The organism is Silvania sp., from assembly GCF_051656365.1.
Classification (GTDB): domain Bacteria; phylum Pseudomonadota; class Gammaproteobacteria; order Enterobacterales; family Enterobacteriaceae; genus Enterobacter; species Enterobacter hatchlandensis.
The window spans coordinates 1-15,708 of sequence record NZ_JBOGBT010000086.1; the positions used below are offsets into that span (position 1 = coordinate 1).

The 15,708-nt window shown below is 56.8% G+C and carries 12 protein-coding genes; 6 read left to right on the plus strand and 6 right to left on the minus strand.

Going from position 1 to position 15,708, the window contains the following annotated elements:
• From ACRDD5_RS15995 to lrp, 4 genes are all read right to left on the minus strand, one after another.
• Positions 1–1,109: replication-associated recombination protein A (locus ACRDD5_RS15995; RefSeq protein ID WP_438677318.1), on the minus strand; the 1,109-nt coding region annotated here is incomplete at its 3' end.
• Between the two features lie 9 nt (positions 1,110–1,118).
• Complete coding sequence (lolA, locus tag ACRDD5_RS16000) at positions 1,119–1,733, minus strand: outer membrane lipoprotein chaperone LolA (RefSeq protein WP_271282073.1); 615 nt, start codon at positions 1,731–1,733, stop codon at positions 1,119–1,121.
• Positions 1,734–1,864: 131 nt separating this feature from the next.
• Entirely contained in the window at positions 1,865–5,647 is a 3,783-nt protein-coding gene (ftsK, locus tag ACRDD5_RS16005) for a DNA translocase FtsK (protein ID WP_438677319.1), read from the minus strand.
• A 133-nt stretch (positions 5,648–5,780) separates the two neighbouring features.
• Positions 5,781–6,275: a leucine-responsive transcriptional regulator Lrp gene (gene lrp / locus ACRDD5_RS16010; RefSeq protein ID WP_002439523.1), complete on the minus strand. Its 495-nt coding sequence runs from the start codon at positions 6,273–6,275 to the stop codon at positions 5,781–5,783.
• Positions 6,276–6,507: 232 nt separating this feature from the next.
• On the opposite strand from lrp, the gene ACRDD5_RS16015 reads away from it, so the two are divergent.
• The 6 genes from ACRDD5_RS16015 (at position 6,508) to infA (ending at position 12,653) form a co-directional block, all read left to right on the plus strand.
• Complete coding sequence (locus ACRDD5_RS16015; protein ID WP_438677320.1) at positions 6,508–6,810, plus strand: hypothetical protein; 303 nt, start codon at positions 6,508–6,510, stop codon at positions 6,808–6,810.
• Positions 6,811–6,826: 16 nt separating this feature from the next.
• Positions 6,827–7,795 (plus strand): thioredoxin-disulfide reductase, encoded by a 969-nt coding sequence (trxB, locus tag ACRDD5_RS16020; RefSeq protein WP_438677321.1) that lies wholly within the window; start codon positions 6,827–6,829, stop codon positions 7,793–7,795.
• Between the two features lie 113 nt (positions 7,796–7,908).
• A complete protein-coding gene (gene cydD / locus ACRDD5_RS16025; RefSeq protein WP_438677322.1) occupies positions 7,909–9,675 on the plus strand; it encodes a heme ABC transporter permease/ATP-binding protein CydD in 1,767 nt (588 codons plus the stop codon).
• On the plus strand, positions 9,675–11,396 hold the full coding sequence (cydC, locus tag ACRDD5_RS16030) for a heme ABC transporter ATP-binding protein/permease CydC (protein ID WP_438677323.1): 1,722 nt from the start codon (positions 9,675–9,677) through the stop codon (positions 11,394–11,396). The genes cydD and cydC overlap by 1 nt, the downstream gene beginning before the upstream one ends.
• Positions 11,397–11,443: 47 nt before the next feature.
• Positions 11,444–12,148, plus strand: coding sequence for a leucyl/phenylalanyl-tRNA--protein transferase (aat, locus tag ACRDD5_RS16035; RefSeq protein WP_438677324.1), 705 nt, complete (start codon positions 11,444–11,446; stop codon positions 12,146–12,148).
• Positions 12,149–12,434: 286 nt separating this feature from the next.
• Entirely contained in the window at positions 12,435–12,653 is a 219-nt protein-coding gene (gene infA / locus ACRDD5_RS16040; protein WP_002211347.1) for a translation initiation factor IF-1, read from the plus strand.
• Between the two features lie 82 nt (positions 12,654–12,735).
• Here the strand turns inward: infA and ACRDD5_RS16045 are convergent, their stop codons facing one another.
• Together ACRDD5_RS16045 and ACRDD5_RS16050 are read right to left on the minus strand one after the other, a co-directional pair.
• Positions 12,736–14,298: a carbohydrate porin gene (locus ACRDD5_RS16045; protein WP_438677325.1), complete on the minus strand. Its 1,563-nt coding sequence runs from the start codon at positions 14,296–14,298 to the stop codon at positions 12,736–12,738.
• Between the two features lie 29 nt (positions 14,299–14,327).
• Positions 14,328–15,707 carry an MFS transporter gene (locus ACRDD5_RS16050; protein WP_271282081.1) on the minus strand — a complete coding sequence of 460 codons (1,380 nt, stop codon included), beginning with the start codon at positions 15,705–15,707 and terminating at the stop codon, positions 14,328–14,330.
• Between the last annotated feature and the right edge of the window lies 1 nt (position 15,708).

Sequence of the window (15,708 nt, forward strand, 5' to 3'; positions counted from 1 at the left end):
ACCGGCACGTCGTAATCCGGACGTTCACGGGCATCAGCCAGCGCGGCTTTGAAGGCGGTGTAAACCGCATTACTTTTCGGCGCGCAGGCCAGATAAACAATCGCCTGCGCAATGGCACGTTCACCTTCTGCAGGCCCGACCCGGGTAAAACAGTCCCAGGCGGATAGTGCCACCTGCATGGCGCGCGGATCGGCGTTACCGACATCTTCCGAGGCAATAGCCAGACAGCGGCGCGCCACATACAGCGGATCGCCCCCGGCGGTAATAATGCGTGCATACCAGTACAGGGCAGCATCAGGTGAACTGCCGCGCACCGATTTATGCAGCGCGGAGATCAGGTCGTAGAAACGGTCGCCCTTATTATCAAAACGCGCGCTGCGCTCCCCGGCGATTTCAGTGAGCAAAGCGGGTTGCAACACCCGCTTGCCGCGGGTATCAGACTCGGCCATGTCGGCCATCATCTCGAGCGTGTTCAGCGCCCGGCGTGCATCGCCGTTGACCAGCTCCGCAATGGCGCGGCGGGTTTCGTCAGGCAGAACAATGTCCTGCCCGCCGTAGCCGCGCGCTTTATCGTCCATTGCCTGGGTCAGCACCTGTTCAATGTCTTCGGTGGTTAACGACTTCAGCAGATAGACGCGGGCCCGGGACAACAGCGCCGAGTTTAGTTCGAACGAGGGATTTTCGGTGGTGGCGCCGATAAACGTAATGGTGCCATCTTCGATGTGCGGCAGGAACGCATCCTGCTGGCTCTTGTTGAAGCGGTGGACTTCGTCGACAAACAGGATCGTGCGGCGACCGGCATTGCGACTCTGACGTGCACGTTCAATTGCTTCACGGATCTCTTTCACCCCGGAGGTGACGGCAGAAATACGTTCAACGTCCGCATCCGCATAGCGGCCGATGACTTCGGCCAGCGTGGTCTTGCCGGTGCCTGGCGGTCCCCACAGGATCATCGAATGCAGATGCCCGGCCTCAATGGCGCGCGGCAAGGGCTTACCCGCAGCCAGCAGGTGCTGCTGGCCGATGTATTGCGCTAAATTTTCTGGCCGCATACGGGCGGCCAGAGGTTGAAACGCATTATCAGAAAAATCGAGCGACAGGTTGCCCACTCACGCCTCTTACTTGTTACGTTGGTCATCCACCGTTACGCCCTTCGGCGGGGTAAAGGTGAATTTCGATGCCTCAATAGCACCGTTTTGCTGTGATTTCAGCTGATAACTGCTGCGCTGTTCGTCCTGCTCAACGGCGCTGAACTGATTGATGGTGCCATTCGCGCTAACGTTGATGGTGAACTGCTTCAGGTTGCCGTTGCTGCCTTTTGGCGTCAGGACAAAGTCATCGCCGTTCTGTTTAATGTTGTACTGCTGCCAGTCGCTGGTCTGGTTACGGGCGATCAGCATAAACGGGGTATTGCTGGTGGCATCTTTCAGCCAGGTCGCCGTCGCCTGCTCAACAAACGGGTTAAAGAACCACAGTGTTTGTCCGTCAGAGACGAGGATGCTTTCATCCGGCTGCGTCATATGCCAGTTGAAAAGATTCGGACGCTTAACCCACAGATCGCCCTGACCTTCCTGCACCGCATTACCGCTGCCGTCAGTCACTTTCTGGGTGAAGCTGGCGTGGAAGCTGCTCACTTTATCCAGGCGGCTTTTCAGATCGCTGGCGGCATCAGCCCAGACGCTGCTTGCCACAAAGCTGGTCAGTAATGCACAGGTGATAGCGATTTTTTTCATTGTTATTCCTTACAATACGTCATCCCGAAATGGGAGCTTTCTGTCAACTATTCTGGACCTGCCCGCAGGCAGGCGACAGAAGAAAATGCTTAAATTTTGCTGATTTACCCATCTTTGCAATCGCGGGTGAATCACTCAAACGGCGGGGGTGCCAGTACTTCACGGTTACCGTTATGGCCCTGTTCGCTGACGATCCCCTGCGCTTCCATCTGCTCGATGATACGCGCCGCGCGGTTGTAACCGATGCGGAACTGACGCTGTACCCCGGAGATCGACGCTTTGCGTTTTTCGGTGACGAAGTTAACGGCCTGGTCGAACAACGGATCGAGATCTTCACCGCCGTCAACACCGCCGCCACCGCCACCTTCGCTCTCGCTGTCAGAGGTGATGCCTTCAACATACTGGGGACGACCACGCGCCTTCCAGTCCTGGACCACGGCATGGACTTCCTGGTCACGGACGAACGCGCCATGAACACGCACTGGCGAGGTGGAATTCGGCCCGGAATAGAGCATATCCCCCATGCCGAGCAGTGATTCCGCACCCGCCTGATCGAGGATAGTACGGGAGTCGATTTTGCTCGACACGGTAAAGGCAATACGGGTCGGGATATTGGCTTTAATCAGGCCCGTGATCACGTCCACCGACGGTCGCTGCGTCGCCAGCACCAGATGGATCCCCGCCGCACGCGCCTTTTGCGCCAGGCGGGCAATCAGCTCTTCAACTTTCTTGCCGACGGTCATCATCAGGTCGGCAAATTCATCCACCAGCACCACAATATACGGCAGTTTTTCCAGCACCGGATGTTGGGCATCCATGCTGTCACCCGGCTTCCAGTACGGATCCGGGATTGGGCGCCCCATTTTGGCTGCTTCCGCGATGATGTCGTTGTAGCCCGCGAGGTTACGCACCCCGAGCGCCGACATCAGCTTATAGCGGCGTTCCATCTCGTTGACGCTCCAGCGCAGGGCGTTGGCGGCATCTTTCATATCGGTGACCACTTCGGTCAACAGATGCGGGATCCCTTCATAAACCGACAGTTCCAGCATTTTCGGGTCGATCATGATGAAACGCACATCTTCCGGCTGGGCTTTATACAGGATGCTGAGGATCATGGCGTTAACGCCGACTGACTTACCGGAGCCCGTCGTACCTGCCACCAGCAGGTGCGGCATTTTTGCCAGATCGGCAATCACCGGCTCACCGGCAATGTCTTTACCCAGCACCACGCTCAGCGGCGACGGGTTATCCCGGAATTTAGCGTTGTCGAGTACTTCACGCAGGTAAACGGTCTGACGCTTTTTATTCGGTAATTCCAGGCCGACATACGGTTTGCCAGGAATGACCTCGACCACGCGCACGGCAACGGTCGACAGCGAACGCGCCAGGTCACGGGAGAGGTTCGAAATACGTGCAGCTTTTACGCCCGGTGCCAGGTTCAGCTCAAAGCGGGTGATTACCGGGCCCGGAGAGTAGTTCACCACATCCGCTTTAATGCGGAAGTCGGCCAGACGTAGCTCAACCAGACGCGCCATCTGATCCAGAGCAAAGGTATCTATCGGTTCAACTTCCGTTGGTGGCGGCGTGAGCAGATCAAACGACGGCAGCGGCGTCGTCGGTCTCTGGAGCGGACGGCTATCACCGTTACGCATCAACAGCGGATGGATCAGGCTCTGCTGCGGCTGAACAAGCTGCTGCGGTACCTGAACCTGCGGCTGCGGCACCTGAATAGGCTGCTGCGGTGCCTGAACCTGCGGCTGCGGCACCTGAACAGGCTGCTGCGGCTGAGCGAATTGCTGCGGTTGTGCAACCTGTTGCGGCTGCGCATAGTGCTGTGGTTGCTGCACCGGTGACGGGGCCACGGCAGGCTGCGGCGGCGTATACGCTTCGCGCGGCGGTTCTGCATCTGGCATCACGCCCGGGGTGAACAGGGGTTCACTCGGCGTATCATCCACCAGATCTTTCATCGGTGAGAATTCGAAGTCTGCCAGCGAGAACGGACTCGCCCCCTCGGGCTGTTCACCGGCGTAACGCTGCTGCTGCGTCGCGGCGAACTGACGCGCCAGCTCCTGCTCTGCGGCATCGTCGTCTTCTTGCTGCTGATAATGCTGAGGCTCAGTCTGATACTCTTCGCCATAACGCTGCTGCTGCGTTGCGGCAAACTGACGCGCCAGCTCATCCTGCTGCATCTCATCAGTATCATCACTGTACTGGTCGTCGTCGTACTGCTGACGCCCGACCTCACGCGCTTTCTCTTCTTCAGCCATGCGCTGAGAAGGCAGCTTGATGCCAAAAGAGGCCAGTTCGCGGCGAGTCGGGACGCGCACACGGTTAGGACGCGGCAGCTGCGGGCCAATGCCCTCTTTGACCTGCGGACGTGGTGCGCCGCTTGACGCGAGGCTGAATAAAGGAGCCGCGGCACTTGCTGCGGCGGTCGCCTGCTGCACGCCTGCAGCTACAGGTGCGACTGCAGCAGTGGCCGATACCGGATCAAAAGCCGGTACCGGAACAGAGGGAATTTCTACCGGTTTAACCGGAGCAGCCTCTTGCACCGGTTCAGGGACGGGCTGATACCAGGCCGCCAGCTGTTCGCGCTCGCGGGCGCGCTTCTCTTCCACTTCTTCAAAATAGTAGAGCGGCGGACGGGTGGCTTTCACCTCTTCGACAGGCGACGCTTCCACCGTCGGTGGAGCAATAACCGGCTCCGGCTGGAGTTCTGGCTGCTGCGGTTCATACTGCGGCTCAGGCTGGTAAGGCGTCTCAGGCTGCTGCCACTGCTGCTGGACATACTGTTCCGGCTCAGGGGCAATAACGGCTTCGGAAACCGGCACGCCAGGGACGGTTTGCCATTCAACCACGGGCTGTTGCAGAGAGGTCTCAGGAACGGAAGGCGCAGAGATTACCGGTTCAACCGGTGCAGCATAGGCCTGGGTGGCCGCCGTTGCGGCAGCGGCCGCCGCGATCGGCTCAGCGACGGAGTGGCCATTCAGCAGCGGGTCGTACTCATCATAGTCAGACGGCAGCGCGCGGTTGCCGGAAAATAGCACATCATCCGGATCGGCCGCGACGCCACGGGCGCTGTACGCCACTTCGTCGTCGTCCATCCGTTTCCCGGAGAACAGCGCGGCATCCGTTTTGCGGCCTAAGGGATTAGAGAATTTCTCGGCCACGCGCTTACGACGCAAAGCAGCGCCGCGCAGAATGCGGGCCCGACGCGATTCGCGGCGTTCAACGACCGGTTCATCTTCATCGTAGTCATCTTCATACTCTTCGTCATTCACCCAGGTGTCATCCCGACGGGTGCGGTTGCTGGCGAAGGTCAGAATATTGAGGATCACGCTGCCGATCTTTTCGGCAATGCTGACCCAGGACCAGCCGGTAAACAGCGTCAGCCCTGCGCCCCAGACGCAAAGCAGCGCAATAGTCCCGCCGCTACTGTGCAGCATCGGCTGCAGCGCGGTGCTGAGCAGGCTGCCAATCACGCCGCCGGAGGCAAAATACCAGATGTCATCGGCGTTAATCGCCGCTAGACCGCAGGACGTCAGAAGCAATGCCAGCGCGCCAATCAGGCGCAGCGAGACGGCAAAATAGTCGATATAGTCATCGTTCTGACGATGGCGCCAGGCAAACCAACAGCCGCCGATAATGATCACCGGCAGGGTGTAGGCCATCACACCAAAAATAAAGAACAGCGTATCGGCAAGCCAGGCACCGGGAACGCCACCCAAATTATGGATAGGCTCATGCCATGCGGTTTGTGACCAGCTGGGATCGGAAGGATTGAAACTGAGTAAGGCCGCCATCAGCCAGACGGCAAACAGGGCAACGAGCAGCAATAACGCCTCAAGGAGTCGGCGTCCACTGCTCAGTTTGGTTAAATTGACTTCTTTGTCTTCGGTGTATTCCTGGCTCAAGAAAGGCTCTCCAGGTATCAGGCATTTCCGGCCTGAGTGCTAAAACGGACAACAGTGCCGGGATCCCGACACTGTTGCTGTATGGATTAACAGGAGTGTAATCAAAGTACGCTCATATTGCACCTGTTCCGTGTTAGCGCGTCTTAATAACCAGACGATTGCTCTGTTTGACTTCTTCCATTACCACATAGGTACGGGTGTCGTTCACGCCAGGCAGTCGCAGCAGGGTCTCACCCAGCAGCTTACGGTAAGCGGACATATCAGGTACACGGGTTTTCAACAGGTAGTCGAAATCGCCGGAAACCAAATGACACTCTTGAATTTCTTCCAGTTTTTGCACAGCGGAGTTAAATTGCTCAAACACATCCGGGGCGCCACGATTCAGAGTAATCTCAACAAATACCAGAAGTGAGGCATCCAGATAATGCGGGTTCAGCAGAGCCGTATAGCCCTGAATAAAACCCTGTCTTTCCAGTCGGCGCACACGCTCAAGGCACGGCGTCGGGGAAAGTCCCACACGTTTTGAAAGCTCGACGTTGGAAATACGCCCATCCTTTTGCAACTCATTAAGAATGTTACGATCGATGCGGTCGAGATCTTTGCCAGGGCGCTTCTTACTATCTACCATTATTATTGTCTCTCTGTATTCCTTCCCTAACTCCTGCCAGGACCCTGTGCACTTCACTGTTCAGAGTCTTTCCCCGTGAGTAATCGCATCACCTGTATTTTAGTTTGCGCGATGTCGATTGGGGTTATGTGGTAAGAAGACCGTGCCCAAAGGCGGCCATCAACATCACGTATGGCATCTGTCCACACCATGCGTAGATTTCGCTGACCCGGTAAAAATGGTGATTTTGTGCATGACTATGCGTTACACAAAGGCCGATTTTTTTTCTTCCTTCAATGTTTTCGCAAAAGCGCAGGGGATTGTCAAAGCAAAACATCGAAATTTAGTACAACATGCCGGATATTCATTGCGACCGGCGATTAATCCTCAACTTATCGCCGCAGTTTCGACCAATCGCCCAGGTCTGCTGGTGATAAAATCAGCACCGCTGTACCGCCGTTCATCGCCCTCTTCTATTGCAGCTATCGTTAACAAAATCGCTGCGCCCTTTTTTTACGGCAACAAATTCCCTACAATCCGTGAAAATATCTGCTAACAACAATGGGGATCTCATGGGCACGGCCAAACACAGTAAACTGCTAATCCTTGGTTCTGGACCTGCGGGATATACCGCAGCGGTCTATGCTGCACGCGCTAACCTGCAACCGGTACTGATTACGGGCATGGAAAAAGGCGGTCAGCTGACCACCACCACCGAAGTAGAAAACTGGCCAGGCGATCCTGAAGGCCTGACTGGGCCACTGCTGATGGAGCGTATGCACGAGCACGCCGCCAAATTTGATACCGAAATCATTTTTGACCACATCAACAAAGTCGATCTGCAGAACCGTCCGTTCCGCCTGATCGGCGACAACGCCGAATACACCTGCGACGCGCTGATCATTGCCACCGGGGCCTCTGCTCGCTACCTGGGTCTGCCGTCTGAAGAGGCGTTCAAAGGCCGCGGCGTGTCCGCCTGCGCCACCTGCGACGGTTTCTTCTACCGCAATCAGAAAGTGGCAGTCATCGGCGGAGGCAACACCGCCGTTGAAGAAGCGCTGTATCTGGCGAACATCGCCTCTGAAGTGCACCTGATCCACCGCCGCGATACCTTCCGCGCGGAAAAAATCCTGATCAAACGTCTGATGGATAAAGTGGCCAGCGGCAACATCGTGCTGCACACCCACCGCACCCTGGAAGAGGTGACCGGCGATCAGATGGGTGTAGCGGGTCTGCGCATTCGTGATACCCAGAACACGGACAACGTCGAGACGCTGGAAGTTGCCGGTCTGTTTGTCGCCATCGGCCACAGCCCGAACACCGCGATTTTTGACGGTCAACTGGCGCTGGAAAACGGCTACATCAAAGTGCAGTCCGGGATCCACGGTAATGCCACCCAGACCAGCATCCCTGGCGTATTCGCCGCAGGCGATGTGATGGACCATATTTACCGTCAGGCAATCACCTCTGCGGGCACCGGCTGTATGGCGGCGCTGGATGCAGAACGTTATCTCGACGGATTAGCCGACCAACGTAAATAATCTTTACAAGTCAGCTACAAACGTAAAAAAGGCGGCGATAAGTCGCCTTTATTGTCTCTGCGTTGTAACATTGCCGGGCCCAATACCCAATAACAGCACCTGCAAATCACGCAATGGAAAAAACCCGTCAACAAGAGCTGACTCGCTGGCTCAAGCAGCAAAGTGTACTTTCGCGCCGCTGGCTGAATATCTCCCGACTTTTGGGGTTTATCAGCGGCCTGTTGATTGTCGGTCAGGCCTGGCTTCTGGCTCGCATTCTTAACCACATGATCATGGAAAATATTCCACGGGAAGCGTTGCTTCTGCCGTTTATCGTGCTGATCCTGGTGTTTATCCTGCGTGCGTGGGTGGTCTGGCTGCGTGAGCGTGTGGGTTTTCACGCCGGACAAAATATCCGCTACGAAATTCGCCGTCAGGTCCTCGACAGGCTGCATGAGGCCGGTCCCGCCTGGATTCAGGGCAAACCTGCCGGTAGCTGGGCCACGCTCGTCCTTGAGCAAATCGACGATATGCATGATTATTATGCCCGCTATCTGCCGCAGATGGCGCTGGCCGTGTTTGTGCCGGTACTGATCGTCCTCGCCATCCTGCCTTACAACTGGATCGCCGCGCTGATCCTGCTCGGCACCGCCCCGCTGATCCCGATGTTTATGGCGATGGTTGGAATGGGTGCTGCAGATGCTAACCGCCGCAACTTCCTGGCGCTGGGCCGACTCAGCGGCCACTTCCTCGACCGCCTGCGCGGAATGGACACGCTGCGCATCTTTGGTCGCGGTGAAGCCGAAACCGAAAACATTCGTCAGGCGTCGCAGGATTTTCGTCAGCGCACCATGGAAGTGCTGCGTCTGGCCTTCTTATCTTCCGGGGTGCTGGAGTTCTTTACCTCGCTGTGCATTGCGCTGGTGGCGGTCTATTTCGGCTTCTCCTATCTGGGCGCGTTTGATTTTGGTCACTACGGCACGGCAGTCACGCTTTCAGCCGGGTTCCTGGCGCTGATCCTTGCGCCGGAGTTTTTCCAGCCGCTGCGCGATTTAGGCACCTTTTACCATGCCAAAGCGCAAGCAGTCGGCGCGGCGGATAGCCTGAAAACCTTCCTTGAAACGCCTCTCGCCCATCCGCAGCGCGGCGACGTGACGCTGAATACCAGCAGTCCGGTCAGCGTTGAAGCAGACGATTTCTGTGTCCTGTCACCAGAAGGCAAAATACTGGCCGGGCCGCTGAATTTTACCCTCTCTGCGGGTCAACGCGTGGTTTTAGTCGGCACCAGCGGGTCAGGCAAAAGCTCCCTGCTGAATGCGTTATCCGGCTTTATGGCCTACAGCGGCTCGTTACGGATTAATCAGACTGAACTCTCGGCTCTGGATCCCGATGAATGGCGTAAGCACCTGAGCTGGGTCGGTCAGAACCCGCAGCTTCCGGCGGCAACGCTGCGCGAAAACGTGTTGCTGGCGCGCCCGGATGCGCGCGAAGATGAACTGCATTCCGTTCTCGATCGCGCCTGGGTCAGCGAATTTCTGCCGCTGCTGCCGAACGGTGTCGATACGGTCGTGGGCGATCAGGCTGCCGGGCTTTCAGTCGGCCAGGCGCAGCGTATCGCCCTCGCTCGTGCCCTGCTTAACCCGTGTCAGCTGTTGCTGTTGGACGAGCCCGCCGCCAGCCTGGATGCACACAGCGAACAGCGCGTGATGCTGGCGCTGGATGAGGCTTCCCGGCAGCAAACGACGCTGATGGTGACCCACCAGTTGGAAGGTATTGCCCACTGGGATCAGATCTGGGTAATGGAAAATGGTCACCTTGTCGAACAGGGTGATTACGCGACGCTCGCTGCGGCTGAAGGACCTTTTGCTGCCCTGCTGGCTAACCGTCAGGAGGACATCTGATGCGTGCCTTACTGCCTTACCTGGCGCTATATATGCGCCACAAATGGATGCTCACCCTTGGCATCGTGCTGGCAATCGTCACGCTGTTGGCAAGTATCGGCCTGCTGACGCTCTCCGGCTGGTTCCTGTCGGCTTCAGCAGTGGCCGGTTTTGCCGGGCTTTACAGCTTCAACTATATGCTGCCTGCTGCAGGCGTGCGCGGTACGGCAATCGCTCGCACCGCCGGACGTTATTTCGAGCGTGTGGTCAGCCATGACGCGACATTCCGGGTGCTGCAACACCTGCGGATCACCACGTTCAGCAAGCTGCTGCCCCTCTCCCCTGCCGGGTTGGCGCGCTATCGTCAGGGCGAACTGCTGAACCGCGTCGTCGCAGATGTGGATACGCTCGATCACCTTTACCTGCGCGTTATCTCCCCGTTGGTGGGCGCGTTCGTGGTGATTGTCGTGGTCACGCTGGGGCTCAGCCTGCTGGATGGCACTATCGCACTGGCCCTCGGCGGGATTATGCTGCTGACCCTGTTTTTACTGCCGCCGCTGTTCTATCGCGCCGGGAAATCGACCGGCGAGAATCTGACCCGTCTGCGCGGCGAATACCGCCAACAGCTCACCTCCTGGCTGCAGGGTCAGGCGGAGCTGACGATTTTCGGTGCCAGCCGCCGCTATCGTGCGCAAATGGAAAATACCGAGATGAGCTGGCACGAAGCGCAGCGCAAGCAGTCGGAACTGACGGCCTTATCCCAGGCATTGATGCTGCTGATTGGCGGTTTTGCGGTGATCGCCATGTTGTGGATGGCCTCCGGCGGCGTGGGCGGCAATACGCAACCTGGCGCCCTGATCGCGCTGTTTGTCTTCTGCGCGCTGGCCGCGTTTGAAGCCCTCGCGCCCGTTACCGGGGCGTTTCAACATCTGGGTCAGGTGGTGGCATCTGCGCTGCGCATCACCCAAATCACCAGCCAGCAGCCCGAAGTGCAGTTCAGCACCGCCTCCTCCGATGTGCCTGAACGGCTGGCACTGCTCCTGACGGATGTGAGCTTTGCCTATGAAGGCCAGGCGCAGCAGGCGCTGGACAACGTTAACCTGACGATCCCCGCAGGCGCACACGTTGCGGTGCTCGGACGTACCGGCTGCGGCAAATCGACGCTGTTACAGCTGTTGACCCGCGCCTGGGACCCGGCGCAAGGCCAGATTCAGTTCAACGACACGCCGCTGATGCAGATCGGCGAAAAGGCGTTGCGTCAATCAGTGAGCGTAGTACCGCAGCGCGTGCATCTTTTCAGCGCGACCCTGCGCGAAAACCTGCTGTTAGCCGCCCCCGGCGCAGCAGACGATGTATTAAGCGCGATGCTGGCAAAAGTGGGCTTGCACAAGCTGCTGGAAGACGAGGGGCTGAACAGCTGGCTCGGCGAAGGCGGACGTCAGCTTTCCGGTGGCGAACTGCGCCGACTGGCGATTGCGCGCGCACTTCTGCATGATGCACCGCTGATGCTGCTCGATGAACCCACAGAAGGTCTGGATGCCACGACCGAGCGTCAGATCCTTGATTTACTGGCGAAAGAGATGCAGGACAAAACGCTGCTGATGGTGACGCACCGTCTGCGCGGACTGGCAGATTTCGATCAAATTATTGTGATGGACAACGGAAAAATTATTGAGCAAGGTAGTCATGCAGAGCTGTTGGCGAAACAGGGCCGCTACTACCAGTTTAAACAACGTCTGTAGTCTATATTTGAACCGATCCCTGCTTCGCGTACTGGAGTTTCGTTGTCATGCGCCTGGTCCAGCTTTCTCGTCATTCTCTGGCGTTCCCTTCTCCGGAAGGGGCGCTGCGTGAACCTAATGGTTTGCTGGCCCTGGGCGGCGACCTGAGTCCATCGCGATTACTGATGGCTTATCAGCACGGTATTTTTCCGTGGTTTTCTCCCGGCGACCCGATTTTATGGTGGTCGCCCGATCCCCGCGCCATCCTGTGGCCCACGCAATTTCATCTCAGCCGCAGCATGAAGCGCTTTCATGCCCGTTCCCCGTATCGCGTGACCCTCAATCACGCCTTTGGACAAGTGATCGAAGGGTGCGCCAGCGACCGTTCAGAAGGCACCTGGGTCACGCCCGACGTGATTGCCGCCTATCACCGGCTACATGAGCTGGGGTATGCGCACTCGATAGAAGTGTGGCAGAACAATCAGCTGGTTGGCGGCATGTACGGGGTTGCTCAAGGTGCCCTGTTTTGCGGTGAATCGATGTTCAGCCGCGCCGTGAATGCATCTAAAACGGCACTGCTGGTCTTCTGCACCCGCTTCGCTCAGAGCGGCGGCAAGCTGATTGATTGTCAGGTCCTGAACGAACATACCGCCTCGCTGGGGGCGGTGGAGATCTCGCGACGCGAATATCTTGAGCATCTGGATGCCCTGCGGATGCAGAAATTACCGCAAAACTTCTGGGTGCCCGCGACGTTATTTACGCCGCAGGGGTAAATGTTTTCCGCATATTTTTCCCTATGATGCTATAATTGTGCCGCAGAGTAGGTTCTGCCTGTTGCCCCGCCGCCGTTTGGGAATAGTTCGCATCCGATAACGCCCTACCGTTTATCCTGCCACCTCCCCTTTACGTATGCGCTTTTCGTACGGTCGAACCGTGACGTCCGGGTAATACGCTGAAACTGCTTTGTTGCGTTTTAACCGCACAAATCTTTACTTAATTGATGAATTTCGGCATTATCTTGCCGGTTCAAAACTTGGTAGTGATACCCCAGAGGATTAGATGGCCAAAGAAGACAATATTGAAATGCAGGGTACCGTACTTGATACGTTACCTAACACCATGTTTCGCGTAGAACTGGAAAACGGTCACGTCGTTACCGCGCATATCTCCGGTAAAATGCGTAAAAACTATATCCGTATTCTGACGGGCGACAAAGTGACTGTTGAGCTGACCCCGTACGACCTGAGCAAAGGCCGCATTGTCTTCCGTAGTCGCTAAGAGTTTTCGCCGGTGATGGCGTACAGAGAATAATAAAGGCCGGGATATCCCGGCCTTTTGTTTTTGCGTTGCTCAGAGCATGTCAGAACCAGATTTCAGTCTGCACGCCAAAGTTCCACGTCCCGCCTGCGGTAAAGCCCTTACTGCCAAAGTCATCGTTGATGGCGTAGCGATCCAGCTCTTTATCCCAGTTCATCCAGGTCGCAAACAGGCGAATTTCCGGTCGCGCCTTAATATCAAATACGTTGCCCACTTTAAACGTCGGCGCAAACGTCAGCTTGTAAAAATCCCCCTTCACTGCCTGATACTGATTCACCTCGCCGTCTGAACGGTAGGTTCGTCCGTTGGGATCCAAATCCATATATTGCCAGGATGCTTCATAGAGCAGCGCAAAGTGCGGACTTAAGGCCTGAGACGCACGCACGTTGAAGCTTGCCCAGTCGTAACGGTCCCCGTCGCGGTAGCGATCTTCACTGTGCTGGGCAATAACCGACGGCGCAATTTCCCAGTTTTTCGCCACCGGCAGAATGCCATACGAGGCGAAACGTAACGAGGTGGCATTATCCGTCAGATCGCCGTCGCTGCCCGGCTGACGCGCTTCTGCCCCCAGTCCCCCGCCAAACTGCAGGGCAGTTTCGGATACCCCTTTGGTCAGCCCATAAAACTGCTGTTTATCATGGTACGCCAGCATCGCGTAGTACCCGTTTTGTGCGATGTTGTCGCTACGCAGGGCATAACTTCCCGTCGTGGAGGTATTGTCTTTAAGTTCGTCATTCCCCTGCGCCGTCATGCCGGTGAGCATCAGCTGCCAGTTACCGTAGAAGTGGTTAGCCGTGAGCATAAGGTTCTGAATGTCGTTGTCTTCATAATGTGAACTGCCCAGATCGCCGAAGTTGCGTCCATACAGGGAATAGTCACCTTTCAGGTTATTGGTCCACTGCACGTCGTAGATCCCGGCTCCGGTCCCGCCGAGGAACATGATATCGCTGTCGGTGAAGTGAATATCAAAGTTGTCCCTGTCAAAACGCTTCCCGGCCCAGAGGTAAGCATTCTGTACCGGCCCGGAAAACTCCGGGAAGTTGCCCATCTCAACGTACATCTGTCGCACGTTGATGTGGTGGCTGTCGTTATCCTGTACCCAGGGATCGGGGTTGGTGGCGCCATCGGCAATCATGGTTTTAAAATGCGCCCACGAGCCGTCATCAAAGGTCATGCGCTTCCCGAAACTGAGCTCGATGTAATTATCTTCTTCGTTACCCAGTCGCCCGACGTGTGCGTCACCGTTCAGGGAACTGGCCGGCGACACGCCCGGCCCGCCGCGTCCGCCTTTGCCGTGGTTATTGATCAGCAATCCAGAGCGGGCGTAGGCATTAAATTCAAACCCGTCGGCGAGCGCGTTTTTCTGCTGCTTTTGGCTGACGGTTTCCACTTTTTTATCGGTGGCCTGGGCCTGCTGGCTCAGAGTCGCGACCTGCTCTTCTGCTTTAACCGCACGCTTTTCTGCCTCGGCGGTACGTTGTTCCGCCATGCTCAGACGCTGCTCCAGCTGCGCCAGACGTTGTTCAACACTTTGTCCGTCGGCAAACACATACGACGGTGAAAAAAGGGCGCAGCAAACCGCTGCGCTCATCACAGAGATGCGCATAGATGTCCTGTTATCAGAAAGGGGTCAGTTTAAATAACGGCAGATTTTTTAAGTTTAGGTTCGTCGTCTTTCGCGAAAATTCCGGCATCCAGATCGGCCCGGATCGCCTCGAAGCTATCGTCGAGCCGGTAGAAGCGACCGATCCAGAACATCGACGCCACAATCAGCCCGGCGGGGATCCACAGATAGCAGGCTTTGATGGCAAACAGCGCGTCCGGGGATTGCACGCTGTTCGCAATATAGCCGCCCGAAGAGAGCAGAAAACCGGTGATCGCCCCTGCCCCTGCCATCGCCACCTTGCCGAGAAAGCCGTTGATGGAGGTCAAAATACCCGCGGTATTGATACCCGTTTTCCAGACGCCGTAATCCACCGGGTCGGCCTGCATTGAGAAGTAGATTGCAGTACGCTGGCCTGCGCCAAGCGACAGGACGATGGCACCAATAATTAATCCCCAGTAGTTCACCCCGGCGACAATCATGATGCCCATACCGATAAGGTTAATGGTGCTGGCCACCAGGTAGACATGGCGTTTTTTCATTTTGCCCGCGAGGAACGGCACCGTCAGCGTACCGAGCAACGGCACAAAGGAGGCGATCCCGGCCACGATGGCGGTCAGTTCACTGCTGCCGACGTAGTAATGGAAGAAATAGACCAGCGCCCCGGTCTGGAAGAAGAACGCGCCCCACATCAGGAAGATGTTCAGCGCGAATACTTTCCACGGCGTGTTAGATTTCAGGCCCGTCCAGGCACGTTTAAGCGTCATGCGCTCCTGGGTGATCGTGATCTTCTCCTCAACGTTGCGGAAACTGATCAGCAGGAAGAAGGTCGCAATCACGCCAAACACAATGGCGGTGTACAAAAACCCCTGCGCCTGATTGCCCTGTCCCAATGCGCCGACCAGCGGCAGCGTGGCAACCGCCACAATGGTGGAGCCCAGCGAGCCCAACAGAATACGCACAGCCGATAAGGTGGTGCGCTCCTGTGAATCCGCAGTCAGGAACGGCAGCATCGCGCAGAAGGGAATATTGACGATGGTGTACAGGAATGACAGGCAGAGATAGGTGATGAAGGCATAGATCAGCTTCCCGGTGGTACCGAAATCAGGAACGTAAAATGCCAGAATACACATCAAACCAAAGGGTACCGCGCCAATCAGCAGCCACGGGCGGCAGCGCCCCCAGCGGGTGGTGGTATTGTCGATCATCAGCCCCATCAACACATCCGCCACGCCATCGACCAGCCGCGTCACGAGGAACATGATCCCGACCCAGTAAGCCGGTAAGTTCATCACATCGGTATAAAAGAACATCAGATACAGGGAAATCAGCTGCCAGACCAGGTTACAGGAGAGATCGGCGATCCCGTAGCCTAACCGTTGCCGCCATAGCATTAAGAATGATTTAGCCATT